The organism is uncultured Endozoicomonas sp. (assembly GCF_947495845.1).
Taxonomy (GTDB): domain Bacteria; phylum Pseudomonadota; class Gammaproteobacteria; order Pseudomonadales; family Endozoicomonadaceae; genus Endozoicomonas.
Genome location: NZ_CANMAO010000008.1, coordinates 80,211 through 105,989, shown reverse-complemented (window position 1 = coordinate 105,989; position 25,779 = coordinate 80,211). Strand labels below are relative to the sequence as shown.

Genomic DNA, 25,779 nt, shown 5'->3' with positions numbered 1-25,779 from the left:
GCGATATTCGACTTTATCTGGAGCCTCTCGACAAAGTCAATATCGCACCCTTTAACGCAATTAAAGTGACAGTAGAGTCTCAGATATCCTTCAGCCAGCCATTACTGATGCAAACATCGATCTGCTCTTGCAGGAACGCCCAAAGTTTTGGCGCCAGTGTTTCAAGGTATTGATTACGCTTTACTACCTGACTGCGGGTAATCCCGTATTTTGCCCAGGTGCCGCCGTTATTCGCCATATTCTGGAGAAATGGTAAATAGCAATCCATCGCCTTGGCAAAGCGGGAATCGGCCGTTTCCAGCTCTTCAAACTCCAGCCAAAGCTGTTTGTACTCTTTCTCCTGATCTTCTGGCAATAAACCAAACAAACGGTTGGCCGCTTCCAACTCTTTGGCATTCTGGCCAGACAGTTCCGCCTGATCCGCAAAGGCAAAGGTATCGCCGGCATCAATTTCCACTACATCGTGAATCAGAAGCATTTTGATAACACGTAGAATATCCACCGGCTCTTCGGAATACTCCTGCAAGACAGCCGCTTGAACGGCAATATGCCAGCTATGCTCGGCGCTGTTCTCATGGCGATTATCATCCGGCTTAACAACCGTTCTACGATAAACCGCCTTAAGCTTTTCTACCTCGGTGATAAAGGCCAGCTGCTGGCTCAGTTTTGATACACTATTCATAATATTTTCAGCTTTAAAAAAGAAGCCTTCATATAGAAGGCTTTTTATACAGAACAATAAGAACGTTAACCTTGCTCCAACAATCTACGCAAATCGATAATTGCCGCATTAGCCCGGGAAATATAATTCGCCATGACCAAAGAATGGTTGGCCAGAAGCCCAAAACCAGAACCGTTCAGAATCATTGGGCTCCATACGGTATCCTGAGTGGCTTCCAATTCGCGGATGATCTGTCGAACGCTTACCGTGGCATTTTTCTTTTCCAGCACATCAGCAAAATCCACTTCGATGGCTTTCAGCAGATGAATCAGCGCCCAGGAAGTACCACGAGCTTCATAGAAAACATCATCAATTTGCGACCAGGGTGTTTTCACATCCACCAGCACAGCACCGTCGGTAGATTGTGAAGCATTGGCATCACCGGCCAGATCGGTGTTTAAACGCGGTTTACCAACGCTGGCACTTAGTCGTTGAGAAAGACTGCCCAAGCGAGTTTCCACATCGTTCAGCCAGCGGGTCAGGTTATCCGCCCGGGTATAAAATTGTGCCGACTCATTAGGATCAGACAGGCGCTGCATATAACTTTGCAGTTTATCGATACCGCGCTGATATTCGCGCTCACTGGAAGGGAGAATCCAACTTTTGGCATCAAAGTTAAACTGAGGTTCGGCCACCGCCAGATCAGGATCTTCGCTGGACTGTGACTGGGAACGGCTGAAATCCTTACGCAGCGCACGAGCCATATCCCGCACCTGAATCAGCACACCCAACTCCCAACTGGGCATATTATCCATCAACACACCGGGCGGCATAATATCGTTGCGCAAGAAACCACCTGGTTTGGTGAGCAGTGTGTCTGACAACGTATAAAGGGTGGACGTGGTCGTGTAACCAGTCACCACTTCATTGCTATTGGCGGTTGCGACTTTTTCGGCATTTGCCTGAACAGAAAATGGTTCAGGCTCCTGACTCCAATACCAGCCGAGCAGCGACAACAAAATCGCCAGAACAGCAACGCCAATAAGAACGGCCTTCCCATGGATCAGGCCAGAAAGAGCCTGTGTTCCTGATTGAACTGTTTTCTTCAACTTATCCAGCGCCATAGTTTCCTCGTCCGTCACCGGTCAGGCTTGGTATCTTGAAATCCTGATAATGGCGTTCCAATATATGGATGCGCTACGTGCTGTCATTATCCTCTATTAATGAAGCCAGTGCGAGTACCCTTAACCAACAGAACTGAGTCTCAAAATCGGAACAACGAAGACCTATAAGGAAATACCACCAAAAGGCGATAACAGGGTTGGCGAGCAGACAATTCTATGCGTATAATCCAACCCGCTTCAGGGCCTATAGCTCAGTTGGTTAGAGCAGTGGACTCATAATCCATTGGTCGGAGGTTCAAGTCCTCCTGGGCCCACCATTTTTAGCTTAGTCACCACCTGATGGTCACACCTTTTAGAATCATCCATCCTGAGTGGTCATACTGCAGTATCCACTGACCTTACTTCTTACTATTCAACTCATACTTCCAAACAAAGGCTGGTAGAATGTAGGCTGTGCTCTACCGGGTCTGATTTAGGCTCAACCGTGATTAGACAGGCTTGAGTATTACCGATGTTTAACCCCCAGCTATATGACATGGATTTGAATCAGCTACTGGTCCTGAATCTTATACTGGAACAAAAAAATATAACGTCTGTGGCGAGATCTTTGGGTATCTCGCAACCGGCGGTCAGCAGAATCCTCAGTGCCCTGCGTCGTCATTTTGCTGATGACCTTCTCGTTCGAGATAAACAGAAATACACTCTTACACCACTGGCATTGCAAATTCAGCCAAAATTGGATCGTTTTATTGCGTGCGTTGAGGATATATCGAAAAATGAGGGCTTTGATCCTTCGACGTATATTGGTGAGTTTAAAATTGCACTGCTGTCGACCATCAGCCCACAAGCCTCTATGCGACTTGTCAATCGAATAAGAACAGAAGCGCCCAATGTTACCTTGAACATTTGCGAGTGGGATAAAAGCAGTCTGGAAAATATACAACAGCTGAAGCTTGATATTGGTGTTGGTCATGCCAACCAGGCTTACGCCTCGTTAAGACAGCGTTTGTTGAGCCACTATTTTCCATCTTTTGCGGTTTTTAATGATCACCCATTAGCCAAAAGCCCAACAGTCACTCTGGATGAGTTATTCAGTTATCCTCATATCAAATACGTTATCCCCGGATTTGACCGTACCGTTGAGACTGAAAGAACTTACCTCAATTATCAGGGACGACGCCAGGTGGTTCTGGAAACCGAGAATGCCAGTATCGCTACTTACACATTTCTCAATGCCAGATCTCTAGTCATCAACAAGGCTAAATATATTCCGGCTTTACTGGAGTACAAAGATCAGATTACCTTTCTGACGCTCTCGGACATGACAAAAATCCCTGCGGGTATGGAGCTGCAAATTATCTGGCATACCAGAAACCAGGCTATGCCAGCTCACCAATGGTTGCGTGAGCTGGTTTATGAAGAGATTTATGACTTAACATGAGCAGGACACTCAGTAGAGTTCGAAGACAATCTGTTCCTGGTCAAGCAGTTGCTGATAATGTTGCACAGCCTGCTCAGTGTCGTTTAATCGCGCTATCAGTGCCTGTTGTAGAATGTCGCCAATGCCATCCTTCAAGCCGGTTTGTCCACAGACGTACAACCGCGCCTGACGATGAAGCAGCCAGTCAAGTACATGTTCCTGCTGCTCAGCGAGTACATTTTGCACATAAACTTTTTGTTCGCCTTGCCGGGAAAAAGCCAAATCAAGACGGGTCAGAGTTCCTGCACCCTGTAGCTGCTGTAAATCTTCCTTATAGAAATAGTCCTGGTCCGGATGGCGATTACCAAAAACCAACCAGTTATCAGCTGAATCCTGATTCTGCTGACGCTCCCGCAACAGGCACATCATCGGCGCGATGCCAGTTCCTGTTGCCACCATCAGTAAGGGCTGCTCCGGTTCAGGCAATACCAGCCCGCCTTGTTGACGATAGGTCATGGCGATGGTGTCGCCTATGGTCAGTTGCTCAATCAGGTAATCAGAACATAACCCAACTTTTTGCTCACCGTCCTCTTCGTAACTGACCTTACCGATACAGAGCTCTATCCGATCATTGGAGACGGCAGAGATAGAGTACAAACGCTCCCGTTTTTCATTGGGTGGCGTGATTCCTAACAGATCGCCGGATTTAAACGTTCGCGCCTGATCGGCAGGAGCCAGTTGTAAACTGTAGGCACCGCGTCCGGGGCTGCACTGCTCTCCATGCAGAGGTTTTCGCTCGATCAGGGTGAAATTTAACGTCAGTGGTTCATTAACAGCAATGTCGTCCTGTCTAATGCCGCTGAATGTGGAAAACCACTGCTGCCATGCTGTGTGCGGGGCACCATCAACCATTTGCAGAGTGTCATCCTGAGAAGCACCCAGACGTAAAAACTGCTGATGAAACCGTTTACCTGCTTCACAAAATTGGCCATAGCTGCTGTCGCCAATGGCAAAAATGGACACCGGTGTTAACAGCTGTGCTGTGCGTTCTTGCAGGCGCTGATAAAAAGCGACACCGTTATCGGGAATATCACCCTCACCACAGGTACTGATAAAAAGGATGATGTTCTGATAATGATCCAGCTCCGAGATATCAACCTGAGCCAATGGCAGGCAAGAGACATTTTGCCCCTGAGCACGCAGAAGCTCGGCACTCTGTACGGCGAGCCCCTTGGCCGTACCGGTCTGACTGGCATAGCCAATCAGTATATCCCCCTGAGCATACACTGGGCTAAAGAGCAGGTTTTTCAGAAAAAATGGTAACTTGTTCATGTCTTATGTCTTCAGGCCAGATTGCGTAGCAGGGAATCCGCCAGAAACAGCAGTATTGAGGCAGCGATTAATGCAAAGAAAGTACCGCTGATAATGCGACCGATTTTATTGAATGAACTGCTGGTTGATGTGCTCATGATGATCTCCGTTTATTTTTGGTGATGTAACCAGCCAGCCAGTTTCTGAACTGGGTCAGATAATCCAGACCTTGACCCGCAGGGCAAAAATAACGGCAAAATATCTTGGGAACAAAAACACCACCAATCACCACAAGCGGCAATATTGCCCACTGGATACCGACCCCTTGCAGAGAGAAGATCATACTGAACGGCTCATAGGAGCCTGCAATGGGCACAGTGGTTAACAGACCGATAATAATCACCAGCCAAAGGCCGATTTTCGGAACAAAGCTGCCATACTTTTGCACAAACTTCGGTAGGGGCAGACTCAAACCTGTGATTTTATTGAGCAGTAATTGCAACGCAGAGAAGGGACAGATATTGCCGCAGTAGATGTTTTTTCCAAGAAAAAGGATACCGAACAGGATACCGCTGCTCAGAATCCAGAAACTCAGATTTTCATAGACCGAGGGCGTATAACTCAGACTCACAGCGGTAAAGGTACTGGCGGTAAACATCTGGTTCAACCAGAACCCCATCAGTATCAAACTACCCACAGCCATACCCAGGGTAAAGGCTGGGTGTTTGATCCACTGACTGGCGACAGCCAGGATCAGAAAAGCCAATAGCACATAATGCTGGGTCTCTATCTGTAACCTTTGCTCGACCAGAGTTTGCGTCTTACCAAACGACAACTGACCTGCCTCTTCAAGGCCACGGAAGTGCGCTCTCATAATGGCATCGGAGCTTATGGTCGCACCGCTAACGGCATCAAACGACGGCGAGCTGTTATTCCGCACGACTGGCTGATTCTCATATTGCTCAAAGTGCATCCGGTTACGCAGCTTCTGGATATAGGCGGGAGTATCGGTATGGTTGAGAAGGTCAACATCCTTCACCCGGCCATCATCGCCGTACAGGGTAATCAGCTGAAGAGGGCCACCATAACTGTTTTCGGTTTTAGCAATGGCCGTGTATGTGGTGATGCTGTCCGCAGATGACTGTTGTACCTGCCAGACTGAATCCTTACCGTTTACTGCAGTGATTTCTGCTTCAGGGTACAGCTTCTGCAATTGGGTCATGGTGTTTGGTTGATTCCAACCCTGTCCCAACCAGTAAGCAACGACAAAACTGATCAATACCAGCCATCGCATCAGCTTGATAGCGTCAAATCGCCAGCCGATGATCTCCGGTTGCTGTTTTTGATGTTGGCAACTGAGTTGCCGGTGGCAGTCTTTGTCACAACGGTTCTGACAAGACATAGGTCATTACTCCTTTTCCCGGTATCTGCAACGGGTGTTTCAGCCTGGAAGGTCAATCATTCGTATGGGTTCTGCGGCTGAAGAAGCGGGGATTTTCAGCTGACACTCCTGACGAATATCAAGCAGTTCCTCTGTCTCACCTTGAAGCGTGATTAACGCCTCGATATCAGACAGTGCCTCTTGATAGCGATGCATGCCCAAAAAGCAAGCCATGCGATACTGAAGAGCGGTCAGGTCCATTTCTTGTGTAATGACTTGATCGAGATCATCTATGGCGTCTACCAAACGTCCGCAGCCGTACAAAGCCATACCTCTTGCGATCAAACCCTGCCGGTTATCAATACCGTTTTTGAGGGCTGCCGAAAAAAAAGCGACAGCGTCATCATGAAAGCCCTGGACACTGGCAACTTGCCCGGCACTGTACGAACCACAAGGCCAGCTGGGAGCGAGATCCATTACCGTGTCCAGATATTTTTCGGCTTCCTGCCACTTCTGCAAGCGCATATAGGCAGTCGCCAGATAGTAATGGGCCAGCATAAAGTCATTGTTTTCAACCAATACTTCATGAAAAAGTTCAATGCCGGTCTGAATATCACCTTGTGCTAATGCTTCAATACCAGCATCAACGCGGGGTTGCAGTTGATCTACTTTTACAACACTCATTTGGGAGTCTTTGTCGGGGCGAGCGAACGCCGAGCTGTTATCAACGTCTCGGGTTACGCTCGCTTTTAATGATTAAATCAGGATTCGGTAGCAATAGATGGAGCGATTGTCGGTTTCCTCATGGCTAACCGTGCTCCCCATATGGCAATTAATAAGCCTGGCAAGAAGATAACCAGAACACTCATGGACGCTGACTGAGGTTCTTTTTCCAGTACTGAGCTGACCGCCCAGGCAATATCAAAAATCATGGTACCGCACCCCATGGCTAATACAGCCAGAGATAACCAGCTTGCGTTGTGTTTAATACGCAACCAAATCAAACCTTGAACGGTAGCGAGGCAGAGTACGCCCAGCCAAAAAAACAGAACCTCAATGCCTGAAAAAATGCCTAATCCGGACATCATTAATCTCCAAAACCATCGTATGAACGACCCTTGTCATCCCAGAACACAGCAGGGGCTGTCTCGTTAAAAGTCTTGCCGTAACCATGGAGCAGATCCATATCGGCCATCAGTTTGTGCAATGGGCCAGGCAGGAACATATTGGCCTTATCGATCAGGCGATGGTGCCAGAAATTGGGCTTATTGTAGGGGCATGAGGTGATACAGCTACTGCAACTGGTGTTGGAGTCGGCCCAATACTGCAGACACTTGTCACAGTTGACATACCACTTGCGCACGCCAGGATTACTAAAGCCCCAGTCGGTGCCATCATCCGGCGGCCCCATGGATGGTTCTTCATCTTTGGGGATCGCCTTAGAGGGGCAATTGTCTGCACAGTGCATGCATTTTTTGCAGAAGCTTTCAACACCAAAGGTGACTGGCTTATCAAAGTATTCATCCAGGTCCAGATCGGTGTAGACCTTACCAAGACGTATTCTGGGGCCGTATTTGTGGTTTAACAGCAATCCCATGCGGGTGTTTTCACCGAGCCCGGCGGCAATACCGTAAGGCACGCTCAAGCCAAAACTGTTACCAACACCTGCAGCATGAAAACCCAGAAGCTGAAGGAAGGAGGCCAGCTGCAGGGACGTCTTACTCATTTTGGAATAGCCATCCACCTGGCCAGCATCACCCAGAGGAGATGGTGCTGCCCTCATGCCTTCGTAGCCAACCTCAAAGCCCAGCATAATGACGGTTTTTGGTTCAAACTGAAGCGCGTCTTCAAATTTGTGAGCCGTATTGCCTTCTCGTACGTGGGTATAGTCCCAGCGCGGATCACGGCGGGTGATACCAACCAGATCAGCACCATAGTGACGAGCAGCACGCTTGATAACGGCATGGGCGGTGGCACTGTCTTTGAAACGAAATTCGGAATTCAGAGCATTGGGTTTGAAAATTTTCGGAAGATGATAACCTTCGTATGCCGGGGCATAAGGACTCAAGGCGTTGGCAACGGATCGCCCCCCCATCTTCAGCGCATAATCAATCGAGGTAAAACCCGGCTTGTTTTCATCAGGTTTTGGTCGCTTATAAAACGCGATACCTGCCTTATTAAAGCGATGGAAAGACGTATCCATTTCGCTAAAGCGCTGGTAATTCGGAGAGATTTTCAGCGGAAATGCATCGTGCTTAACGAGACCGATGCCATCCTCTCTGGCTTTTGCTGCTGGTGTGACACCTGCCGCGATCATCGCAGCACCACCCACCGCACCCAGTTTTAACAGATTCCGCCGCGACTGCCCTGACTGGCTCAGGCACTCTTCTTCGGCCAGAATTTCTGACATCTCTGACGCCCTCATTCGGTACAACACGCCTGACAATAAAGCCTGAACGACGTTGTATGGATATAAATTGTGAGGGAGGAGTATTCCAGCAGTGATGAAAGATAAAATTGATACAAATCAATAGCGATTATGCGCCCTGATTATAACCATTATACCTCACAGGTATGGTGAAACGACATGATGATATGCTCGCCTGCCCAGAGAAGAGTTACATTTCAAAATCAGTGACTATCGCTTCTGAGATATTTACAGAGACAACAGCCCACCACCGTAAATATTTTCAAGATTATTATTACCAGCAATCTTGGCGATGCGATCGCCTGGTCCAACCAGTACATCCCGCTCCCTTGAGAATAAAATGCCTGTTGTGCGAGCTAAAACCAGTGAGCGACCCGTTTCTGGATCGTCCGCATCGGGGTCGACAATACTGGCTACTGTTTCGCCTTGTCTGACCACGTCACCTAACTGTTTATGCCAGACAATAATGCCGGCACCCGGGCTTCGCACACTGTCTACGGCTTCAAGGTTACTTTGCTGTATTTCAATAGCCGCTATTTCTGTCGGAGCTTCACTGATCACGCCCCGCCTTGCCAGAAACCGCAGGATGCCTTCCGCATCCGGTTTCGCCAACTGATCACTGACATCGGACTGACCTCTCAACTCCAACGTCACAGAGTGACACCCCATGGGTACACCTAAATGTTCAACTGCCAGCCAGGGTTTGATCTGCGCTGAGTCGAATGGATTTCCATCCGGCATGTCTTCCATTAATAAAACCGGACAGGCAACATCCTGTGCCAACTCCAGACTTTCAGTCTGTTGTCGTTTATTGCAATAAATATGCGTCAGCGCTTCTGAATCACAGTGCACATCAAGCACAATATCTGCATCAATGGATTCATGAAGCAACACGGCTTTTAATTCATCCAGCGGTGTTGTTTTCTGCAACCTGCCTACTGCTTTTTTCAATGCCTGTTTAATGGCGGGGGCTTTATTTTCGCTATTGCTATGCTCGGCAGCTTCAATAGCAACGTTGCTGAGATCCGGCCAATCTCTATTGAAATTGCCCTGCGCACTGAAAGAATGCCTACCCAGCACCACACCATTGATTCGTTGATCCATCCCTATCGGATTTGCATAGGGGACGATAACCACCTCACCATTGATACCACCGCGCTGATCCACCTTTTTCAGAAGGCCGATCAGGTGCTGTAAAGTTAACAATCCCGGCCATTCGTCCGCATGGAGTGCCGCTTGAAGATAGACTTTCAGGCCAGATCGTTCCTGACCAAATCGATGGACTTTCAAGTGCCTTTGAATACCCGGTGTTGGCGACAGTAACGGGATGGTTGAAATGGTGTGAGTCATTTTCCTACTCTGGACATATCAAAGAACGGAAGAAAGGAATTCCCGGCAACGCTGAGAGGTTGGGTTGTCAAAGACCTGTTCCGGGGTACCAAACTCTTCAACTTTCCCTTCATGGAGAAACATCACTTTATTGGACACTTCTCGTGCGAAACCCATCTCATGGGTAACGATCAGCATAGTTCGCCCTTCATCAGCCAGGGCTCGAATTACCTTCAGCACTTCACTGACCAACTCAGGGTCCAGTGCGGATGTGGGTTCATCAAACAACAGCGCATCAGGCTCCATAGCCAATGCCCGGGCAATAGACACTCGCTGCTGCTGACCACCAGACAACATGGATGGGTAAAAGTCGGCCTTATCACTGAGCCCAACTTTATCCATTAGTACTCTGGCTTTTTCGATCGCCTCTGCGCGGTCCTGCTTCAAAATCAGCGTTGGGCCTTCGATGATATTTTCCAGCACCGTCATATGGGGCCATAAGTTAAAATTTTGAAAGACGAAGCCCAGCTTTTGTCGCATATCTTGAATTTGTCGCTTATCGACCGCTTCCAGATCACCACCCTTGCCAACCTTCAACTCCAGGGGCTGATCATTAATGATGATCTCGCCCTGACTAGGCTGTTCCAATAAATTAATGCAGCGAAGCAAGGTGCTTTTTCCAGAGCCGCTGGAACCTATAATGGAGATAACTTCCCCGTTATGTGCATCCAGAGAGACACCCTTTAATACTTCAAGGCTACCGTAGGACTTATGGATGTCTTTAAGTTGAATCGCAGCAGGGGTACTTGGCATAATTTCTCATCAACTCTCATCAACTTTGTTTTTATAATGATCTATTTCTTGCCATTTCAAGGCGTTTTCAAGATAGCAATCCGGTTTTGTATACGCAACCCATAAAACGACAGTTGACGCTTTACTGGTTGTCTATGAATAATTGTTATGGTTTAGTAAGTAGCGTCTGCAGCAAGACTGTCCATTAATGGATAGTCTTGCTCAAATACTGTCTAGGGGGCGTTCCCAACTGTTCGTTCGACCAGTTGATCACACAAGCACTCAGGCAAGGCGAATCCCGCAGGACATGGTGGTTCCCTGTTCAAGGGGTTCAACGCGGTATGAGTGTTTGTGTGATCAATCCGAAGGGCCGTCCATGGTTTTCGCCATGCAGCGTTACTCACTGCTTATGTGGAATAACCACACTGCGCAGCTCGTGCCTCGCCTGGCGAAAACCATGGACGGCTGGTCGCACGCACAGTTGGGAACGCCCCCTAAGATCAGGGAATATCTTGTACAGAAGAATAAGAAGAATTTAAGAGGATCTTTATGAAACATCTGATCAAAACCGGTGCCCTCGCTGCGGCATTTTCAATGGGCATCATGAGTGCTCAGGCTGACAATGTCATCAGACTGGCTACCGAAGGCGCCTATCCTCCGTGGAATGCCGTTAACAGCGCCGGGCAACTGGAAGGTTTTGAAATTGAGCTGGCCGACGAGCTTTGCGCTCGGGCAAAGGTTGAGTGCAGCCTGCAACAAACCGCTTGGGATGGCATTATTCCTTCCCTGCAGCAGGGTAAATTCGATGTCATCATTGCCGGCATGTCCATTACCGACAAGCGTAAGAAAAAAATCACCTTCTCCCGTGCTTATGCCTCCTCTCCAGCGTTCTTTGTTGTCAGTGACGACTCGCCATTGAAAGACTTTTCTACCGAAGTAGACAGCCTTGCCCTTGGTGATATGGACGACAAAGAACAGGCCGCTCTGATGGCGCTAAAAAAGGCGCTCGACGGTAAAACCGTTGGCGTTCAGAAAGGCACCATTCACCTGAACTTCCTGAAAGAATACCTGAAAGACGAGATCGATATTCGCACCTACGCCACTCAGGAACAGCTGGACCTGGACCTTCAGGCTGGTCGTGTTGATGTTGCTCTGGCTGCCATGAGCTACTGGCACAAGCTGCTTTCTAAAGAAGAAGGCAAAAACCTGCTAACTGTTGGACCAGGCGTGACTGAAGGACCTTTTGGTGAAGGCGTCGGGCTGGGCTTCCGGAAAAAAGATCAGGCTCTGGCTGATCAATTCTCTGTGGCTATCGACTCCATGGTTGCCGACGGTACGCTCTCCGCTATGGCTCAAAAATGGTTCGGCTTTGATGCCGCTGCTAAATAATCTATAGCCACTCATGGTAAGCACCCAGTGCCGTATATTTGCGCGACACTGGGTGCAACGTCTTAAAGCTGTTAGAGAAATTAACCATGGATGCTACGATTTTAAGCTGGGGAGACTCAGGTTGGGGGGATGAGTTTTTCTTTGCAACATTAATGACCCTCGCAGTTGCCAGTTGCTCCTTTCTTCTAGGTTTGGTCATTGCTATTGCTGCTGCAGCCATGAAGCTCAGCAAGCGTCGTAGCCTGACTTTTTTTGCCAATGTCTATACCACCGTTGTTCGGGGCATTCCTGAACTACTGGTCATTTATCTGATTTTTTATGGCAGCAGTGCGTTGTTAATGAGCATTGCCAACAGTTTTTTTGGTATTGACGACTATATTGAACTGCCTGTGTTTGTTATGGGTGTGATTTGTATTGGTTTAAGTTCTGGCGCTTATTCTACGGAGGTGATCCGAGGTGCTGTTCAAGCTGTTCCGGTGGGCACCATTGAAGCGGCAAAAGCCATTGGCATGCCCACATTTTCACGTTTCAGGCGTATTCTGGCACCTCAAGCCATACGTTTTGCCTTGCCCGGCCTCGGCAATGTTTGGCAACTGACGTTGAAAGAAACGTCTTTGATTTCTGTTATTGGTTTAACTGAAATTGTTCGGATTGCCCAGATGGGCGCCGGCAGTGAGAAAAAGCCATTTCTCTTTTTTATAACCGGCTTAATTCTCTTTCTGGTGTTAGCGTCACTGTCCGACAAAGGTTATAAATTTCTGGAAGCCAAAGCCGAGAAAGGCGTCAGGGTGAATTAGTATGGATTGGGATATTATTTCGGAATCAGTTCCAGCCATTTTCAGCGCCTTGCCCACCACATTAGGGCTGGTTGGATCATCGCTGTTGATTGGTTTTATTCTTGCCGTACTGGTGGCTCTTGGTGCATTGCAAAAGGCTTGGTTTATCAACCGGCCAGCGAATCTTTTCGTTTATATTTTTCGCTCTTCGCCTCTGTTGATACAAATCTTCTTGATTTACTACGGCTCTGGCCAATTTCGACAAGAGCTAACCGCTGTCGGCTTATGGCACCTATTCCGGGAGCCATGGTTTTGTGCAGTGCTAGCACTTTCTTTGAATACCGCAGCCTATACTGCAGAAATTATTCGTGGCGGCATAAAATCAGTACCACTGGATTTACTGGAGGCGGGCGCAGCCATTGGGATGAAAAAATCCCAGATCTTCCGGCGAATCACTTTCCCACTGGCCATAAGGCAGTCGTTGCCTGCTTATGGAAATGAAGTCATTCTGATGGTGAAATCTTCGTCACTGGCCAGCACCATTACGATTATGGACGTCACTGGCGTCTATAAAGAGATTGCTTCTGAATATTTCAGCCCATTGGAGCCACTGCTAATCGCAGGCAGTATTTACCTGCTTATTAATTTTATTGCGACTCAAATCATCGCTTATTTTGAACGACGCCTGGCGATATAAGCCAGGCTTGTTTCACTTCTGACCTTTGTCACCAAAGGCAGGTTAAAGAAGGTGGTTAGGGTGCATTCTCGTACAACTGATTTCTCGTTGCTCTATCGAGAGCATCATACATCTCTGTACCATTCGCTGGGTGATTAATTAAGTCTTCTTCATCCACAGGCGCAAACATTCTCTCCACCTGCCGCTCCATATACTCAGCAAGCACCAAAATTTCTATACGACGGTTAGCACTGGATTGAGGATTATCTGGATCTCTGGGTACCCGATCCGCCATGCCAAGAACCATAAGTATCTTATTCTCACTGTAACCACCAAACGTCATGGTTCTTCTGGCTACTTGGGCTCGTGCTGTGGATAACTCCCAGTTACCATAATCCAGCCGCTGGAATCCTGAGTTATCTGTGTGGCCACTGATCATGATTCGATGGTTCACCTTATTCAGAATTGGCGCCAGCTCCAGCAGTAAATCCTGAAAGAAATGGTTCAGTCGCGAGCTTCCCCGCTCAAACATATTCCGCTTGTCGTTATCTAAAATAACAATTCTTAAACCTTCCTGAAGCCTTTCCAAATAAATGAAGTCTTCATACTCTCCGGTACTATCATCACCACCAATCAAGCGCTGGAGTTCATCCATTAGGTCTTTGAAATCCGGGTCTTCATTCAGAGTTTCAGCATTTCCGTCACTCATAATCTCCGGGCCTTCCCGACCACGCATACTAAGGCCCGGGTTGGGAATTTCTACCAGGGAATCCTGACCACCAAAATCAATAGGACTTAAACTGGTTTGATGGCGAAAAGCGCCGGGGTCTTCAAAGTAAGCGGCAATGGCTGATTTGGTATCGTCGTCTGTTGCATTCAGAACCCAGAGCAATAAGAACAAAGCCATCATGGCAATGGCAAAATCCGCAAGAGCTACCTTCCAGGAACCACCATGGTGACCTCCTCCACCGCCGCGTTTCGCCTTCATCCGCCTTGATTCTCCAACATTTTCTCCAGCTCTGTGGAGGTTGGACGGCAATCACCGTATAAAATCTTTCTGCCAGAATCCACTGCAACAATGGGCGGAAAGCCCGATTTGTAGCTGGCCAGTGCAACCTTGATGCAGTCAAATGCTTGAAGCTCATCATTCGTTGAATGACCAATGGCAGTCGCTGCCGGCGCAACCAGACCATAAGCGAAGAACACGCCGAGAAAGGTGCCGGTCAATGCTGCGGCAATGCTGGCACCAATTTGATCCATCGGGCCGTTGATTGATGCCATGGTGATAACAATACCGAGAACCGCAGCAAGAATACCGAAACCCGGTAATGCATCAGCCACTGTCTGAAGCGCCATGGCAGGGCGCATCATTTCATGTTCTCGGCTACCAATTTCCTGCTCAATCAAATGTTCATATTCTTTGGGAGTAACGCCATCCACCAATGAAAGACGCAGGTTCTCAACAATAAATCCGTAGATATGAGGTGTTTTCAGAACTAGCGGATACTTTTTAAATACATCACTGGTGTCCGGTGATTCAATATGTTCTTCAAGAATCTTATTACCGCCTTTCTTTCTTGCCATTTCAAACAGGGTGTACATCAAACTCAACAGCTCATCAAAATACGCACGATTAAAACCGGTGCCCTTAGCCATATACATCAGGTGACGCCCGGTGGCTTTGACAATCACCATAGGGTTAGCAATCAGGAATGCGCCAAACGCCCCGCCGGCAATCATCAAAATTTCAGCCGGTTGCCAGATGGCAGCCATCTCGCCACCGGCAATCAAAAATCCACCGAAAATAGAACCCAGCAGAATCAGTAACCCGATAGTTTTCATGTTATGACTCCCTGTTCCAGGCTTCCATCAATGAGCGCAACCTCATTAGAGCCTGTTGATGAAGCTGACATATTCTTGCTTCCGTTAATTCAAGAATCTGACCAATTTCTTTCATATTGAATTCATGGATGTAATAAAGATTCATCAATTGTTGTTCTCGCTCTGGCAGTTCTTTCAGCGCTTTCGTCAGAGCTTTACTGGCCTCTTCACTTTCAGTGATGATTTCAACAGAATCATCGTCGTTTACTTCGATCACACTGGCACTGGCTTCACCCTGAGTCAGAGAATCAAGGCTTAGCAAAGCGCCTGAACTACCTGCCTGCAACATGCGGTTATAGCGTTCCAGGCTGACTCCCAGCTCATCCGCTATCTGCTGCTCAGTGGGTGCTTTGCACTGGCGATTCTGTAATTTTTGTATGGCATCCCTGATCTTCTGCCCGTGCTCTCTATCCGTTCGGCTGCGCCAATCCCATTGCCGTAACTCATCAATCACTGCGCCACGGATACGAATGCGCGCATACTGCTCAAAGGGAATCTGTCGACCGGGTTCGTATTTACTGGCCGCATCCAACAAACCCATCATGCCCGCCTGCAACAAATCATCTTTAGGCACATCACCACCCAGAGCACCGGCAATATGCAATGCTACTTTTTTAACCAGCCCAAGATGCCCCTTGATTAAATCATCACGGGTAGCATTACCGCTTTGCTGTTTGTAGGCACTCAGTCCCTTGAGTTGTTGCACAGGTCTACCTTATTGAACAACCAGATCGGTAATGATCAAATCATCCACTACCAGTTTGATCTGCTCTTTTTCAAGCAAACCATTCACCTTCTCCATGGATGCTTCACGGATGACGTCCGGAGCCTCTTTCTTTAAGACTTCGGTATAAGTCAGTGTATTGAGATATCGAACCAGTTCGTTGCGCACCATCGGACGATAGCCTTCTAATACCTGAACAGCTTCAGGATCACGACTCATAAGAGACAGCTTTATCTGCAGATAATGAGGACGTTTCTGACTTTTCAGGCTGATAACAAACGGTTCAAGCTTCATGAAGTGCGGTGTTGCAAAGCGGTTATCAGCCTGCTCGGTCTCTTTGGACTGCATAAAAAACCATGCCGCACCACCAGCCGCTGCTAAGACAATGACAAACAACAGAGAGACCACGATTAACATCCCCTTGCCTGATTTCTTCTCGTTCCCTTCTGCCATTTTGCTTCCCTGCCGCTGTGACGTTGCTTATACGAAATAATCCAGCAGGCGCCCGCCTCTGGATTTAAATAACTGTTCTCCGGTCAGGAACTCCCGGTTATCAATCCCCCAATCGGCGATCAAACTGCTTTCTGCAGAGGTACCGTCGGGACTTTGACCACGGGAATGACTTTTACGACGGTCGGTCTCTGAACGAACATCCACTGACATCTCTGACAGCGATAACCCTTGCTCCGCCAGCGTCTGACGCAACCGGTCAGAACTGTTCACAAGCAGCTCTCTTGCAGCGGGCGAAGAGGCATTGACCTGTAGCGAAAGCGTCTCTGCATCGACCTTTATCGTCAGGGAAAGCCGACCCAGCTCCGGAGGATCAAGCCGCACTTCCAATGCGGATTCGCCCCGCCGGATCAGCTGAATAAGTGCTGAGCTTAAGCGCTGCGGTATGACTTGCTCTTGCAAAACTACGGTGCGCTCAGGCGCTAATAGCGTTTGGGGTGGTTTGGTAATGACTTTTTCAGTGGCGGGTGATGAATGGCCGGATGATTGAATATTATGGGCTGGCTCGTAAGACTGCTGATTCACCACGCTTTTCAGAGGCTCGTCTGGTAACTTTATCACCGCTTTTAAGGCGTCTTCAGGCGACTCATTTACAACAGGGACAGACGTTTCCAGCGGTTTGTCCTGCCACTGATAATTTTTTAAACTCGAATTTACTGGACGTTCTTTTACTGCATGATCGGTAGTTAAATGCAGCAGTTTTTCATGTTGAGTAAAAGACGACTTATCCTCATGAACGGTGCCAGAAACTTTACGGTCATCAATACTAATTAGAGTTACTGGCATGCTATCTGAAAGTTCAGAATTACTATTCTGCTCACCATGCTTATTAGGCGAGTGCACACTTTCAGGCGCGCCCTCAGTAATCTGTTCAAACTCAAAACCCGGTATTCCTTCCAGTGGATGGTTTGCCAGCTCTGCCATTTTATGCTGACCAACTGCCTGCCATCTTGTGAATTGGTCAGTCGTCGTTAAATTATCGTCAGGAAGGCTTCTTTCGAATTGCGGTATTACTGCCACTTCTAATGGCAATGGTTGAAGCTTGAATTCCGGTTGGGCAGCAATGACCGAATTACTGGAGGATGCACTACTGAGGATTGAGTATATCTCTGAAAATTGAGCCGCTGAGGCATTGGAATTTGAATCAACCGGCTGTACACCCGAAGTTTCGGGTGTCAGTAAAGTAAGAGTGTTAACAACTGGAGAAGAAACTCCGGCTTCCATCAACGCTCCTGAAAATAATCAGAGGGTTGATGACTTTCGCTGTTCAGACTGCTGGCATCCTCATAACGCGCTAAAGCATAACCACTGTTTTGCGTCTGCTTGATCATGGCCAGGCTACCGGAACGATGTCGTATGCAAACCTGAATCAGCGCATCAAACAGCACCTGCACCCGGGTTAGCGCCCGCTGAACCGGAGGCAAACCGACCACCCCGTCATCTGACAAAATCTGAAAATATCTCTGCAGCTCCTGATTCACCGACATCATACGATCCCAGTCTTTAGCCTCAAGCGACTGTTCGAGAGACTGTTCAAACTCTCTCAGTACGGATTCATATTCTGTGGTGTCAGTGCTGCTCATAATATTTACCCTGTGGTAGCGATAGTGTCATTGGCAGGAGCAATTTTCGCGGTCAGAACCGACTGCCAGCCTTCCTGAATTTGTCCCATCAGGTCAGACACTTCATCAATCATAGCGACATCATTACTGGCATTGGCTTCCATCAACCGCTTCATGCTGTACTGATAAAGCGACTGAAGATTCTCTGCCAGCTCGCCGCCCTTTTCATGATCCAGAGATTGCTCAAGTACAGTCAGAATATCCATGGCCAGCGTCATCCGATCAATTTTATTGGTCAGGTCCTCTGCTTCCATAAAGTGACGGGCTTTACTAAGGGTTTCCATTAACTTGTTGAATAGCGTGGCAATTAACTGCTCGGGTTTTGCGACTTCAACACCTGTTTTTTGTTGTTGTTGATAGGCGTTAACGCCTCCCTGCTTTCTCATAACAAGTCAGTTCCTCAGTGTTTACTGGTTATTACTGCTGTTGAGTGAAGCCAGATTATTGGTTAACCATTGACTGGTACCGCTTAAGGACGCCAACAGGTTTTCCATGGCCAGAAATTGTTGCTGATAGAAACTTTGAGTTCGTACGAGGCGAGCTTCCAGATCAAGACGATCATCACCAATGTCGCTTAACGATTCCGTAAGCCGATCTTCCCGCTGAGCTATAGAGCCACCGTTCTCAAGATAGGGAGTCAGCCGTTCTTCAAGGCGAGTCATCAACCCATCTTCACCGGCAAAAATATCCGCCAGCGCATCAAAGTTTTCACTCAGGGCAGCATCAAGCTTACTGCTATTAACCGTAAGGTCGCCGGTTTGAGTCGTTTCCAATCCCAAGTCGCCTAGTGAGCGGAAAGGATCACCACTTTCACCAAAGAGATTGCTTAACTCCCTGCGCAACTGGGATTCCAGCAGACGTGTCTGCGCATCGCCGTTTAATGTTCCGGCGCTCACGCCGTTGTAGCCGGTAAGATCACTGAAGGTCGATTTCAGACTATTCCAAGTATCAGCGAAGGATTGGATAGCGGAGCTTACGCTGCCTTTATCCTGAGATATATCCAGAGTAATGGGTAATGCTGACACTGCTTTGAGATTCAGAGTCACACCATCTATCACCTCTTCCAACGTATTATCTGATGAAGAAATGGTGATGGCCGATGCGCCACTGCCAAATCGAATACTGGCATTCTGGGCAGGCTGTAATTCGGTGAACGTTCCCAAAGAAACAGTGCCACCGGTTAAACCACTGAGATCCATACTAACGGCGTTGTCTGTCCCACTTTCAAGGCTATTCAACATTAAACGCTGCTGACCATTGTCGTTGATAATGGCGGCTTTAATGGTGGCATTGTTTTCGGCGTTATTTATGGCGTCCCGTAGCCCTGTCAACGTATCGTCACCCGACGCCAGTGCGACGGAAAACGTTTCGCCGTTAACGGTAAAACTGGCGGTGCCGGTTCCGATGGTTTCGCTCTCTGCCACACCTTCTGAAGCCAATTGATGACGGGAAGCTAATTGATCAACCGTGAACGTATAACTGCCAGCCACGGCATTGTTGTTTACCGAGGCAGTAATAACTGACTCATCACTGATACTGGCAGCGCGCTGGCTAAAGTTGTCAATCGAATTAAGACGTTGCAGAGAACTCTGAAACGAACTCAACGACGACTTCAACTGCCCAACGGCAGTCAGTTCAAGGGTGTAAGACTGTTCATTGCGGTTAAGCCGCGACTCAATGGGCGCTCGCTCGGCATTAACCAGAGCATTCACCATGGAGTTCACATCCAAACCGGAATAGAGACCTGAAACACTGAACATAATCAGCCTCTGATTATTTGAGTAATATTCCTGTCGGCGTTATTTATCAAACATAAAGAAAGGGAGACAAGCTCCCTTTCTTTATGTGCCAACCGTTGTTGACTGCACAGCAACCGTCAAATTAACGGAGCAGAGCCAGCACGTTTTGAGACATGGCATTGGCCTGACTCAGGATGGCAGTACCTGCCTGCTGCATTACCTGATACTTACTCAGGTTGGCAGTTTCCATGGCAAAGTCGGTATCCATAATACGAGACTTGGAAGCCGTTACGTTTTCACGGATATTTGCCAGGTTGTTTATGGTGGAAGTCAGACGATTCTGGATGGCACCGAGGCCTGCTCGTTCGGAATCTACTTCCTTCAGAGCTTGATCTATGATGCTCACTGCGTTATCAGCATCTGCAGCATTTGTAAGGGATACACCATTTATATTATCAGCAGAACCATTATCCGCTCCTGTAAGGCCTGTAACGCTCCCGGAATCACCGAGTACACCTAAAGCTCCACCAGTAGCATCAGTTGCCAGCGTAAAGTTAGCAGCCGTTGCAAATCCTGTTCCTCTCACGATGGAGACATTGCCATCACCTTCAACTACAGCAGCCAGATCTCCCTCGTTTATATCACCCGCTGCAACTTTAGCTGCAAAAACATCATTGAACTTGGCTGCAATATCTGAAGCGGTATCTGAGGCTGCTATAGCAACAGTTTCTGTAGTAATACCCGTTGCAGCGCCATCAAAATCAACCGTCAATGTTTCACCTGCACGGCTGCCGTGGACGATTGAACCATTATCTAGTGTGGCTATTTTGGTACCTGCTGTAACACCACTACCACTACCAAGGTCAGATGAGCGAGCTGACCCAATACTAAAGGTAATTTTATCGTTAGCCGTTGCAGTAGCACCTACTTGAAAGCTTTTGCTGGTGAAGCTTCCATCCAATAATTGAACACCACCAAATGTTGTGGTGTTAGAAATTCTATCAAGTTCAGATTTAAGTGCAGTTACCTCATCATTCAATGCAGTACGTTCAGAAGCTCCGTTGGAATCGTTAGAAGCCTGAAGCGCCAAATCCCGCATTCTCTGGAGAATCGCAGTAGACTCATTCAACGCACCTTCCGCAGTCTGGGCAAGGGAGATGCCATCACTGCCGTTACGAATAGCCACTGAAAGACCACTGGCCTGAGCTTGCAAACGGTTAGCAATCTGCAAACCAGCCGCATCGTCCTTGGCGCTGTTGATTCTCAAGCCTGAAGACAGGCGTTGCATAGAAGTCTGAAGTCCGCTTTCAGTGCTCATCAGCTGACGCTGAGCATTAAGAGAGAAGACGTTGGTGTTAACGGTCATTGCCATTTTGTTATATCTCCATCCATGGATTGTTCGCTATTGAATTCAGCGTACTTCGTCTTTTTCCGTCGCAAAGAATCGCTGATCCCCACTATTCGGAGGCCTTTGACTTTCACTTAAATCAATTAATGCTTTTTTTCAGTCGTTTTAAGAGTAAAAAAATGATTTTATATATCTATAGGAATTCGTAGGTCGGTAATCCCAAAGGGATTGCCGACAATAAAGCCCGCCAACTCATCAGAAGTGATCAGCGGCAACCTTGAAGGGTTACCGATCAGCGGGCAAAAATTCAATACAAAAGGAAGAACCCATGACACCGGAAGTTGTGGTCGACCTGTTCAGAGATGCCCTCACCCTGGTGGTGCTGATGGTGACTGTCATTGTTATGCCCGGCCTGTTGATCGGGCTTGTGGTCAGTACCATTCAGGCGGCTACGCAAATCAACGAGCAAACCCTGAGTTTTCTCCCACGATTACTCGCCACGCTGATCACCATCGGCCTGGCGGGTAACTGGCTGATTCAAGAGTTTATGGATCTGTTCGTCCGGCTATACGACATCATTCCGGAGCTGCTGGTCTGATGCTTGATGTCACCTCCACCGAGCTAACCGGCTGGATCGGTCAATATCTGTGGCCATTATTCCGCATTGTTGCCCTGTTGATGGTGATGCCATTGTTCAGCAGCCGTGTTGTTGCGCCAAGGGTTCGCCTGTTAATGGCTATGGCGATTACCTTTTTGGTGTCGCCTTTACTGCCAGCAGTTCCCGCTGTTGAGCCTCTGTCGACAACTGCGCTGATGATTACCCTGCAACAGCTGATGATTGGTTTTGTCATGGGTATGGTGCTGCAAATCTACTTTGCCATTTTCACCTCCGCCGGTGAGATGATATCCATGCAAATGGGCCTGGGCATGTCCGTGATGGTGGACCCGATCAATGGCGTGCAGATTCCAGTCATCTCCCAGCTATTCCAGTTGTTGAGCTTTCTGATGTTTCTGGCGGTCGATGGTCATCTCGTTGCCATCTCTGTAGTGATTGAAAGCTTCAACACCATTCCCATCGCACCGTTTAGCCTGGACAATATCGCGCTGGAAGAATTACCGGGCATGGTGTCGTGGATGTTTGCCAGCGCCTTGCTGATGGTGGTGCCGGCCATTATCTCTTTGCTGATTGTGTCGTTTACCTTTGGGGTGATGAACCGTTCTGCGCCACAGTTCAATATTTTCAGTCTGGGCTTTCCTCTGACGATGTTGGGCGGACTGATCATTCTGATGCTGGTCAGCACCCGGTTCTCCGGTATTTTCCTGAACTTCACCCGTCAAGGGTTGGAGTCACTGTCACAGTTCGTGCTCTAAAGGAGATAAAGAGTGGCAGAAGAATCAGAAGATCAGGATCGCTCCGAAGAACCCTCGGAACGAAAAATTCAGAAAAGCCGTGAAGAGGGGCAAATCCCCCGTTCCCGAGAATTAGTCACGGCCGCGTTAATCAGTGCCACTCTGTTGTCTTTCTGGCTGAGCGGCGCTCTGGTCAGCGAGCAGTTACAGGGTGTGATGGCCACCAGTTTCACGTTTGATAAAGAAGTATTGCGTCAGGAAGATTTTCTGAAAGACCATTTAATACAAAGCCTATCCAACGGTTTCACCGGCCTTTATCCCTTCTTTATATTGATTGTTCTGGCCACTATTGGTGCATCACTACTTCTGGGCGGCTGGTTGTTCAGCAATAAACTCCTGCAATTCAAAGGCGAACGCATCAGCCCTATTAAAGGCATACAACGGATGTTTTCTGTTCGTTCGTTGATGGAAGCCATCAAATCCATCGCCAAAGTTATTTTATTGGGTTTCTGCCTTTGGCTCAGTGCCCAGTGGTTTTTTGAAGAGTTATTAACCCTGAATCGAATGCCACTCGGCTCCGCTCTGATTCTCGGAATTGGTTACCTGTTTAAAGCCATAGGGGTGATGACGCTGGCTTTGGTTGTCATCTGCCTGATTGACGTCCCATTCCAACGCTGGAGCCACCTGAAAAAGTTACGCATGACACACAAGGAAATGCGTGATGAAATGAAAGAATCAGAAGGCCAGCCCGAAGTGCGCTCCCGCCTGCGGGAAAAGCAGCAGGAAATCTCCGGTCGTCGTATGATGCAAGCAGTGCCCGGTGCGGATGTCATCATTACCAATCCAACCCATTATGCGGTCGCTGTCCGCTATGATCAGGATCGGGCTAGAGCGCCTTATCTGGTGGCCAAGGGGGTAGATCAGGTAGCATTAAGAATCTGCGCAGTGGCCAGAGAGTATAATCGGCCGGTGGTTCAGTCGCCGGTACTGGCAAGAGTCGTCTATCACACCACCGATCTGAATCAGGAAATTTCAGATGAGCTTTATGTGGCAGTGGCTCAGGTGTTGGCTTATATCAAGCACCTGAATGACTATCAGGCCGGATTAATAACCACATCACCAGACATGCCAGCGCCGGAAGTGCCCAGAGCATTTCAGGATAAGTGGGATAAACAATAAAAAACGGATTTTCAGACAATGATCAGGGAAGCTCAACGCCTGCTTGGAGAACTCTCAGCACGCACCAACGGTTTCCGGGTGGGGGTTCCAATCGTCGTGCTCATGACACTGGCCATGGTGACTTTGCCCATGCCACCGTTTATGTTGGACGCACTGTTCACCTTTAATATCGCCCTTTCATTACTAATCCTACTCGTAAGCGTGTACTCACTTAGACCTTTGGATTTTGCCGTTTTTCCAACCATTCTACTGGTGTCTACTTTGCTGCGGCTCGCACTGAATGTTGCTTCGACGCGAGTCGTTCTGCTGAATGGTCATACCGGTGCGGACGCTGCCGGAAAGGTCATTCAATCCTTTGGTGAAGTGGTGATCGGCAACAACTACGTTGTTGGTCTCGTGGTCTTCGCCATTCTGGTAATTATCAACTTTGTGGTGGTCACCAAAGGCGCTGGCCGTATATCCGAAGTGACTGCCCGATTCACACTGGATGCCTTACCCGGCAAACAGATGGCCATCGACGCCGATCTCAACGCCGGCATTATTGACCAGCAAAGCGCCAGTGATCGTCGTGAAAATGTACGTCGGGAGGCAGACTTCTACGGCTCCATGGACGGTGCCAGTAAATTTGTCCGCGGCGATGCCATGGCCGGCTTGTTGATTCTTGCCATTAATATTATTGGTGGCATGTTGATCGGAACACTGGCTCACAACCTATCCGCTGGGGATGCCTTTTCCGTTTATGCCCTGCTCACTATTGGTGATGGTTTGGTGGCTCAAATCCCGTCATTACTGTTATCCACAGCCGCCGCCATGATGGTCACCCGGGTGTCTGAATCCGCAGATATGGGGAACCAGGTTTCAGAGCAGATGCTCTCTTCCCCAAAAGCCATGATTCTCACCGGCACTATTTTGATCGTTATGGGTTTAGTACCCGGTATGCCGCTGGTGCCGTTTACCGGCCTCGGCGCATTGGTGTTACTGATTGTCTGGTGGCTGCGGAAAAATGTTGCTTCAGATACAACCGATGAATCGGATAAGCCCGACCCGACATCAGTTGAAACGCCATGGTCCTGGGGCGACATCCCACCGGTGGATACATTAAAGATGGAGCTGGGGTTTCGCCTCATCGCTCTGGCGGATGAAAAACAAGGCGGACAACTGCTGACCCAGATAAAAGGCATTCGCAAAAGCCAATCACGTCTACTGGGGTTTCTGATTCCCAGCGTCCATATAAAAGACAATCTAAGCCTGAAACCCGACGCCTATACCATCGAATTAAAAGGCGTTGTTGTGGCAGAAGGTCAGGTGGATCCGGGTATGCTGCTGGCCATAAACCCCGGAGAAGTCTTTGGCGACATCAACGGAACGCCCACCAAAGACCCTGCCTATCAATTGGATGCCCTGTGGATTGAACCCGGTGAACGAGATCACGCATCAGGTCTTGGCTACACCGTGGTGGATCCTGCCAGTGTCATGGCGACGCATTTAAACAAAGTCATCGATGAACACGCCAGTGAACTGCTCGGCCATGATGAGGTCGAGCAGCTTGTGGATAAATTACGACACTATTCGCCCAAGCTGGCGGATGAACTTATCCCCAAGAAAATCTCCATCAGCATCTTTTCCAAAGTACTCCGGGAATTGTTATTGGAAGATGTGCCAGTGAGTGATATCCGAACCATCGGCTCTACCCTTCTGGAATCATCAGAGAACAAAAAAGAGCCTTGGCAATTAACGGCAGAAGTTCGGGTAGCGCTGCGTCGCGCCATTATTCAAAACCTGGTAGGCAGTCAGGAGTCATTGCCTGCCATTACCATGAGCCCTGAGCTGGAACAGATTCTGATGCAAAGTTATCAGCAGGCTATTAAAAACAATCATTTCTCACCAGATAGCCTTCCTCTTGAACCCGGCATAGCAGAACAGCTGCAGCAACAGTTGCCAGAAGTTGCCGACAAAATGATCGCCGAAGGCAAACCGCCCATCATGTTGGTGAATGATTCAATTCGTCCAGCCATGGCCCGTTATGCAAGGCTTTGCACCGAAGGCATGCATGTATTGTCGTTTAATGAGATACCGGAGAATAAAGAAGTCGTCATTGTGGGCAAGGTAGGATAATAGAGCGGGAAGAACTCAGATAGC

The 25,779-nt window shown here is 48.3% G+C and carries 27 protein-coding genes and 1 tRNA gene; 9 read left to right on the top strand and 19 right to left on the bottom strand.

Annotated elements, in window-relative coordinates; genetic code table 11:
• Positions 1-79: 79 nt before the first annotated feature.
• Positions 80-682: an HD domain-containing protein gene (locus Q1B11_RS08285; protein ID WP_299730501.1), complete on the bottom strand. Its 603-nt coding sequence runs from the start codon at positions 680-682 to the stop codon at positions 80-82.
• A gap of 65 nt (positions 683-747) precedes the next feature.
• Positions 748-1,785 (bottom strand): DUF2333 family protein, encoded by a 1,038-nt coding sequence (locus Q1B11_RS08280; protein ID WP_299730498.1) that lies wholly within the window; start codon positions 1,783-1,785, stop codon positions 748-750.
• 240 nt (positions 1,786-2,025) lie between these two features.
• Here Q1B11_RS08280 and Q1B11_RS08275 point away from each other — a divergent pair.
• Together Q1B11_RS08275 and Q1B11_RS08270 are read left to right on the top strand one after the other, a co-directional pair.
• Positions 2,026-2,102: transfer RNA gene (locus Q1B11_RS08275), tRNA-Ile, on the top strand.
• 194 nt (positions 2,103-2,296) lie between these two features.
• On the top strand, positions 2,297-3,226 hold the full coding sequence (locus Q1B11_RS08270; protein WP_366139445.1) for a LysR family transcriptional regulator: 930 nt from the start codon (positions 2,297-2,299) through the stop codon (positions 3,224-3,226).
• A gap of 9 nt (positions 3,227-3,235) precedes the next feature.
• Here the strand turns inward: Q1B11_RS08270 and Q1B11_RS08265 are convergent, their stop codons facing one another.
• The 8 genes from Q1B11_RS08265 to Q1B11_RS08230 all read right to left on the bottom strand — a co-directional run bounded on the left by Q1B11_RS08265 (position 3,236) and on the right by Q1B11_RS08230 (position 10,467).
• Entirely contained in the window at positions 3,236-4,537 is a 1,302-nt protein-coding gene (locus Q1B11_RS08265) for a flavodoxin domain-containing protein (protein WP_299730495.1), read from the bottom strand.
• An 11-nt stretch (positions 4,538-4,548) separates the two neighbouring features.
• On the bottom strand, positions 4,549-4,674 hold the full coding sequence (locus tag Q1B11_RS08260) for a hypothetical protein (protein WP_299730492.1): 126 nt from the start codon (positions 4,672-4,674) through the stop codon (positions 4,549-4,551).
• Entirely contained in the window at positions 4,671-5,918 is a 1,248-nt protein-coding gene (locus Q1B11_RS08255; protein WP_299730489.1) for an FMN-binding protein, read from the bottom strand. Before Q1B11_RS08255 ends, Q1B11_RS08260 begins: the two co-directional genes overlap by 4 nt.
• A 39-nt stretch (positions 5,919-5,957) precedes the next feature.
• Positions 5,958-6,581 carry a tetratricopeptide repeat protein gene (locus Q1B11_RS08250; RefSeq protein ID WP_299730486.1) on the bottom strand — a complete coding sequence of 208 codons (624 nt, stop codon included), beginning with the start codon at positions 6,579-6,581 and terminating at the stop codon, positions 5,958-5,960.
• A gap of 77 nt (positions 6,582-6,658) precedes the next feature.
• Positions 6,659-6,985, bottom strand: coding sequence for a hypothetical protein (locus Q1B11_RS08245; RefSeq protein WP_299730483.1), 327 nt, complete (start codon positions 6,983-6,985; stop codon positions 6,659-6,661).
• Positions 6,985-8,307, bottom strand: a complete 1,323-nt coding sequence (locus tag Q1B11_RS08240; RefSeq protein WP_299730480.1) for a reductive dehalogenase — start codon at positions 8,305-8,307, stop codon at positions 6,985-6,987. Before Q1B11_RS08240 ends, Q1B11_RS08245 begins: the two co-directional genes overlap by 1 nt.
• 246 nt (positions 8,308-8,553) lie before the next feature.
• Positions 8,554-9,675, bottom strand: coding sequence for a succinylglutamate desuccinylase/aspartoacylase family protein (locus tag Q1B11_RS08235; protein ID WP_299730477.1), 1,122 nt, complete (start codon positions 9,673-9,675; stop codon positions 8,554-8,556).
• 18 nt (positions 9,676-9,693) lie between these two features.
• Positions 9,694-10,467, bottom strand: a complete 774-nt coding sequence (locus Q1B11_RS08230) for an ATP-binding cassette domain-containing protein (RefSeq protein ID WP_299730474.1) — start codon at positions 10,465-10,467, stop codon at positions 9,694-9,696.
• A gap of 528 nt (positions 10,468-10,995) precedes the next feature.
• On the opposite strand from Q1B11_RS08230, the gene Q1B11_RS08225 reads away from it, so the two are divergent.
• The 3 genes from Q1B11_RS08225 to Q1B11_RS08215 all read left to right on the top strand — a co-directional run bounded on the left by Q1B11_RS08225 (position 10,996) and on the right by Q1B11_RS08215 (position 13,308).
• The gene (locus tag Q1B11_RS08225; RefSeq protein WP_299730471.1) at positions 10,996-11,835 is read left to right on the top strand and encodes a transporter substrate-binding domain-containing protein; all 840 of its coding nucleotides are present in this window, start codon (positions 10,996-10,998) and stop codon (positions 11,833-11,835) included.
• 86 nt (positions 11,836-11,921) lie between these two features.
• Positions 11,922-12,632: an ABC transporter permease gene (locus tag Q1B11_RS08220; RefSeq protein ID WP_299730468.1), complete on the top strand. Its 711-nt coding sequence runs from the start codon at positions 11,922-11,924 to the stop codon at positions 12,630-12,632.
• Between the two features lies 1 nt (position 12,633).
• Positions 12,634-13,308, top strand: coding sequence for an ABC transporter permease (locus Q1B11_RS08215; protein WP_067515227.1), 675 nt, complete (start codon positions 12,634-12,636; stop codon positions 13,306-13,308).
• A 55-nt stretch (positions 13,309-13,363) separates the two neighbouring features.
• On the opposite strand, the gene Q1B11_RS08210 is transcribed toward Q1B11_RS08215, so the two are convergent.
• The 9 genes from Q1B11_RS08210 to Q1B11_RS08170 form a co-directional block, all read right to left on the bottom strand.
• On the bottom strand, positions 13,364-14,275 hold the full coding sequence (locus tag Q1B11_RS08210) for a flagellar motor protein MotB (RefSeq protein WP_299730463.1): 912 nt from the start codon (positions 14,273-14,275) through the stop codon (positions 13,364-13,366).
• Positions 14,272-15,129 carry a flagellar motor stator protein MotA gene (motA, locus tag Q1B11_RS08205; RefSeq protein WP_299730460.1) on the bottom strand — a complete coding sequence of 286 codons (858 nt, stop codon included), beginning with the start codon at positions 15,127-15,129 and terminating at the stop codon, positions 14,272-14,274. The genes Q1B11_RS08210 and motA overlap by 4 nt, the downstream gene beginning before the upstream one ends.
• 1 nt (position 15,130) lies before the next feature.
• The gene (locus tag Q1B11_RS08200; protein ID WP_299730456.1) at positions 15,131-15,874 is read right to left on the bottom strand and encodes a FliA/WhiG family RNA polymerase sigma factor; all 744 of its coding nucleotides are present in this window, start codon (positions 15,872-15,874) and stop codon (positions 15,131-15,133) included.
• A 9-nt stretch (positions 15,875-15,883) separates the two neighbouring features.
• Entirely contained in the window at positions 15,884-16,345 is a 462-nt protein-coding gene (locus tag Q1B11_RS08195) for a flagellar basal body-associated FliL family protein (RefSeq protein WP_299730453.1), read from the bottom strand.
• A gap of 27 nt (positions 16,346-16,372) precedes the next feature.
• The gene (locus Q1B11_RS08190) at positions 16,373-17,626 is read right to left on the bottom strand and encodes a flagellar hook-length control protein FliK (RefSeq protein ID WP_299730450.1); all 1,254 of its coding nucleotides are present in this window, start codon (positions 17,624-17,626) and stop codon (positions 16,373-16,375) included.
• Positions 17,626-17,985 (bottom strand): hypothetical protein, encoded by a 360-nt coding sequence (locus tag Q1B11_RS08185; protein WP_299730447.1) that lies wholly within the window; start codon positions 17,983-17,985, stop codon positions 17,626-17,628. Before Q1B11_RS08185 ends, Q1B11_RS08190 begins: the two co-directional genes overlap by 1 nt.
• 5 nt (positions 17,986-17,990) lie before the next feature.
• Positions 17,991-18,410, bottom strand: coding sequence for a flagellar export chaperone FliS (fliS, locus tag Q1B11_RS08180; RefSeq protein ID WP_299730438.1), 420 nt, complete (start codon positions 18,408-18,410; stop codon positions 17,991-17,993).
• A 21-nt stretch (positions 18,411-18,431) separates the two neighbouring features.
• Positions 18,432-19,784 carry a flagellar filament capping protein FliD gene (gene fliD, locus Q1B11_RS08175; RefSeq protein WP_299730431.1) on the bottom strand — a complete coding sequence of 451 codons (1,353 nt, stop codon included), beginning with the start codon at positions 19,782-19,784 and terminating at the stop codon, positions 18,432-18,434.
• Between the two features lie 121 nt (positions 19,785-19,905).
• Positions 19,906-21,135, bottom strand: a complete 1,230-nt coding sequence (locus Q1B11_RS08170; protein WP_299730428.1) for a flagellin — start codon at positions 21,133-21,135, stop codon at positions 19,906-19,908.
• Between the two features lie 304 nt (positions 21,136-21,439).
• Between Q1B11_RS08170 and Q1B11_RS08165 the strand changes: the two genes are divergently transcribed.
• Genes Q1B11_RS08165 through flhA form a run of 4 tightly spaced genes read left to right on the top strand, consistent with a single transcriptional unit; the run spans position 21,440 to position 25,755 of the window.
• Positions 21,440-21,709 carry a flagellar biosynthetic protein FliQ gene (locus tag Q1B11_RS08165; RefSeq protein ID WP_299730424.1) on the top strand — a complete coding sequence of 90 codons (270 nt, stop codon included), beginning with the start codon at positions 21,440-21,442 and terminating at the stop codon, positions 21,707-21,709.
• Positions 21,709-22,482: a flagellar biosynthetic protein FliR gene (gene fliR, locus Q1B11_RS08160; RefSeq protein WP_299730421.1), complete on the top strand. Its 774-nt coding sequence runs from the start codon at positions 21,709-21,711 to the stop codon at positions 22,480-22,482. Before Q1B11_RS08165 ends, fliR begins: the two co-directional genes overlap by 1 nt.
• 12 nt (positions 22,483-22,494) lie before the next feature.
• Positions 22,495-23,640 carry a flagellar biosynthesis protein FlhB gene (gene flhB / locus Q1B11_RS08155; protein WP_299730418.1) on the top strand — a complete coding sequence of 382 codons (1,146 nt, stop codon included), beginning with the start codon at positions 22,495-22,497 and terminating at the stop codon, positions 23,638-23,640.
• An 18-nt stretch (positions 23,641-23,658) separates the two neighbouring features.
• A complete protein-coding gene (flhA, locus tag Q1B11_RS08150; RefSeq protein ID WP_299730415.1) occupies positions 23,659-25,755 on the top strand; it encodes a flagellar biosynthesis protein FlhA in 2,097 nt (698 codons plus the stop codon).
• Positions 25,756-25,779 lie beyond the last annotated feature (24 nt).

Bases quoted from the DNA above. Each gene is read 5' to 3' on its own strand.
- Q1B11_RS08285 (WP_299730501.1), bottom strand. From the start codon at position 682: ATGAATAGTGTATCAAAACTGAGCCAGCAGCTGGCCTTTATCACCGAG.
- Q1B11_RS08260 (WP_299730492.1), bottom strand. From the start codon at position 4,674: ATGAGCACATCAACCAGCAGTTCATTCAATAAAATCGGTCGCATTATC.
- fliR (WP_299730421.1), top strand. From the start codon at position 21,709: ATGCTTGATGTCACCTCCACCGAGCTAACCGGCTGGATCGGTCAATAT.
- Q1B11_RS08250 (WP_299730486.1), bottom strand. From the start codon at position 6,581: ATGAGTGTTGTAAAAGTAGATCAACTGCAACCCCGCGTTGATGCTGGT.
- Q1B11_RS08235 (WP_299730477.1), bottom strand. From the start codon at position 9,675: ATGACTCACACCATTTCAACCATCCCGTTACTGTCGCCAACACCGGGT.
- Q1B11_RS08190 (WP_299730450.1), bottom strand. From the start codon at position 17,626: ATGGAAGCCGGAGTTTCTTCTCCAGTTGTTAACACTCTTACTTTACTG.
- Q1B11_RS08270 (WP_366139445.1), top strand. From the start codon at position 2,297: ATGTTTAACCCCCAGCTATATGACATGGATTTGAATCAGCTACTGGTC.
- Q1B11_RS08280 (WP_299730498.1), bottom strand. From the start codon at position 1,785: ATGGCGCTGGATAAGTTGAAGAAAACAGTTCAATCAGGAACACAGGCT.
- Q1B11_RS08170 (WP_299730428.1), bottom strand. From the start codon at position 21,135: ATGGCAATGACCGTTAACACCAACGTCTTCTCTCTTAATGCTCAGCGT.
- Q1B11_RS08185 (WP_299730447.1), bottom strand. From the start codon at position 17,985: ATGAGCAGCACTGACACCACAGAATATGAATCCGTACTGAGAGAGTTT.
- fliS (WP_299730438.1), bottom strand. From the start codon at position 18,410: ATGAGAAAGCAGGGAGGCGTTAACGCCTATCAACAACAACAAAAAACA.
- Q1B11_RS08245 (WP_299730483.1), bottom strand. From the start codon at position 6,985: ATGATGTCCGGATTAGGCATTTTTTCAGGCATTGAGGTTCTGTTTTTT.
- flhA (WP_299730415.1), top strand. From the start codon at position 23,659: ATGATCAGGGAAGCTCAACGCCTGCTTGGAGAACTCTCAGCACGCACC.
- motA (WP_299730460.1), bottom strand. From the start codon at position 15,129: ATGAAAACTATCGGGTTACTGATTCTGCTGGGTTCTATTTTCGGTGGA.
- Q1B11_RS08255 (WP_299730489.1), bottom strand. From the start codon at position 5,918: ATGTCTTGTCAGAACCGTTGTGACAAAGACTGCCACCGGCAACTCAGT.
- Q1B11_RS08240 (WP_299730480.1), bottom strand. From the start codon at position 8,307: ATGTCAGAAATTCTGGCCGAAGAAGAGTGCCTGAGCCAGTCAGGGCAG.
- Q1B11_RS08210 (WP_299730463.1), bottom strand. From the start codon at position 14,275: ATGAAGGCGAAACGCGGCGGTGGAGGAGGTCACCATGGTGGTTCCTGG.
- Q1B11_RS08230 (WP_299730474.1), bottom strand. From the start codon at position 10,467: ATGCCAAGTACCCCTGCTGCGATTCAACTTAAAGACATCCATAAGTCC.
- Q1B11_RS08165 (WP_299730424.1), top strand. From the start codon at position 21,440: ATGACACCGGAAGTTGTGGTCGACCTGTTCAGAGATGCCCTCACCCTG.
- Q1B11_RS08195 (WP_299730453.1), bottom strand. From the start codon at position 16,345: ATGGCAGAAGGGAACGAGAAGAAATCAGGCAAGGGGATGTTAATCGTG.
- Q1B11_RS08215 (WP_067515227.1), top strand. From the start codon at position 12,634: ATGGATTGGGATATTATTTCGGAATCAGTTCCAGCCATTTTCAGCGCC.
- fliD (WP_299730431.1), bottom strand. From the start codon at position 19,784: ATGTTCAGTGTTTCAGGTCTCTATTCCGGTTTGGATGTGAACTCCATG.
- Q1B11_RS08225 (WP_299730471.1), top strand. From the start codon at position 10,996: ATGAAACATCTGATCAAAACCGGTGCCCTCGCTGCGGCATTTTCAATG.
- Q1B11_RS08220 (WP_299730468.1), top strand. From the start codon at position 11,922: ATGGATGCTACGATTTTAAGCTGGGGAGACTCAGGTTGGGGGGATGAG.
- Q1B11_RS08265 (WP_299730495.1), bottom strand. From the start codon at position 4,537: ATGAACAAGTTACCATTTTTTCTGAAAAACCTGCTCTTTAGCCCAGTG.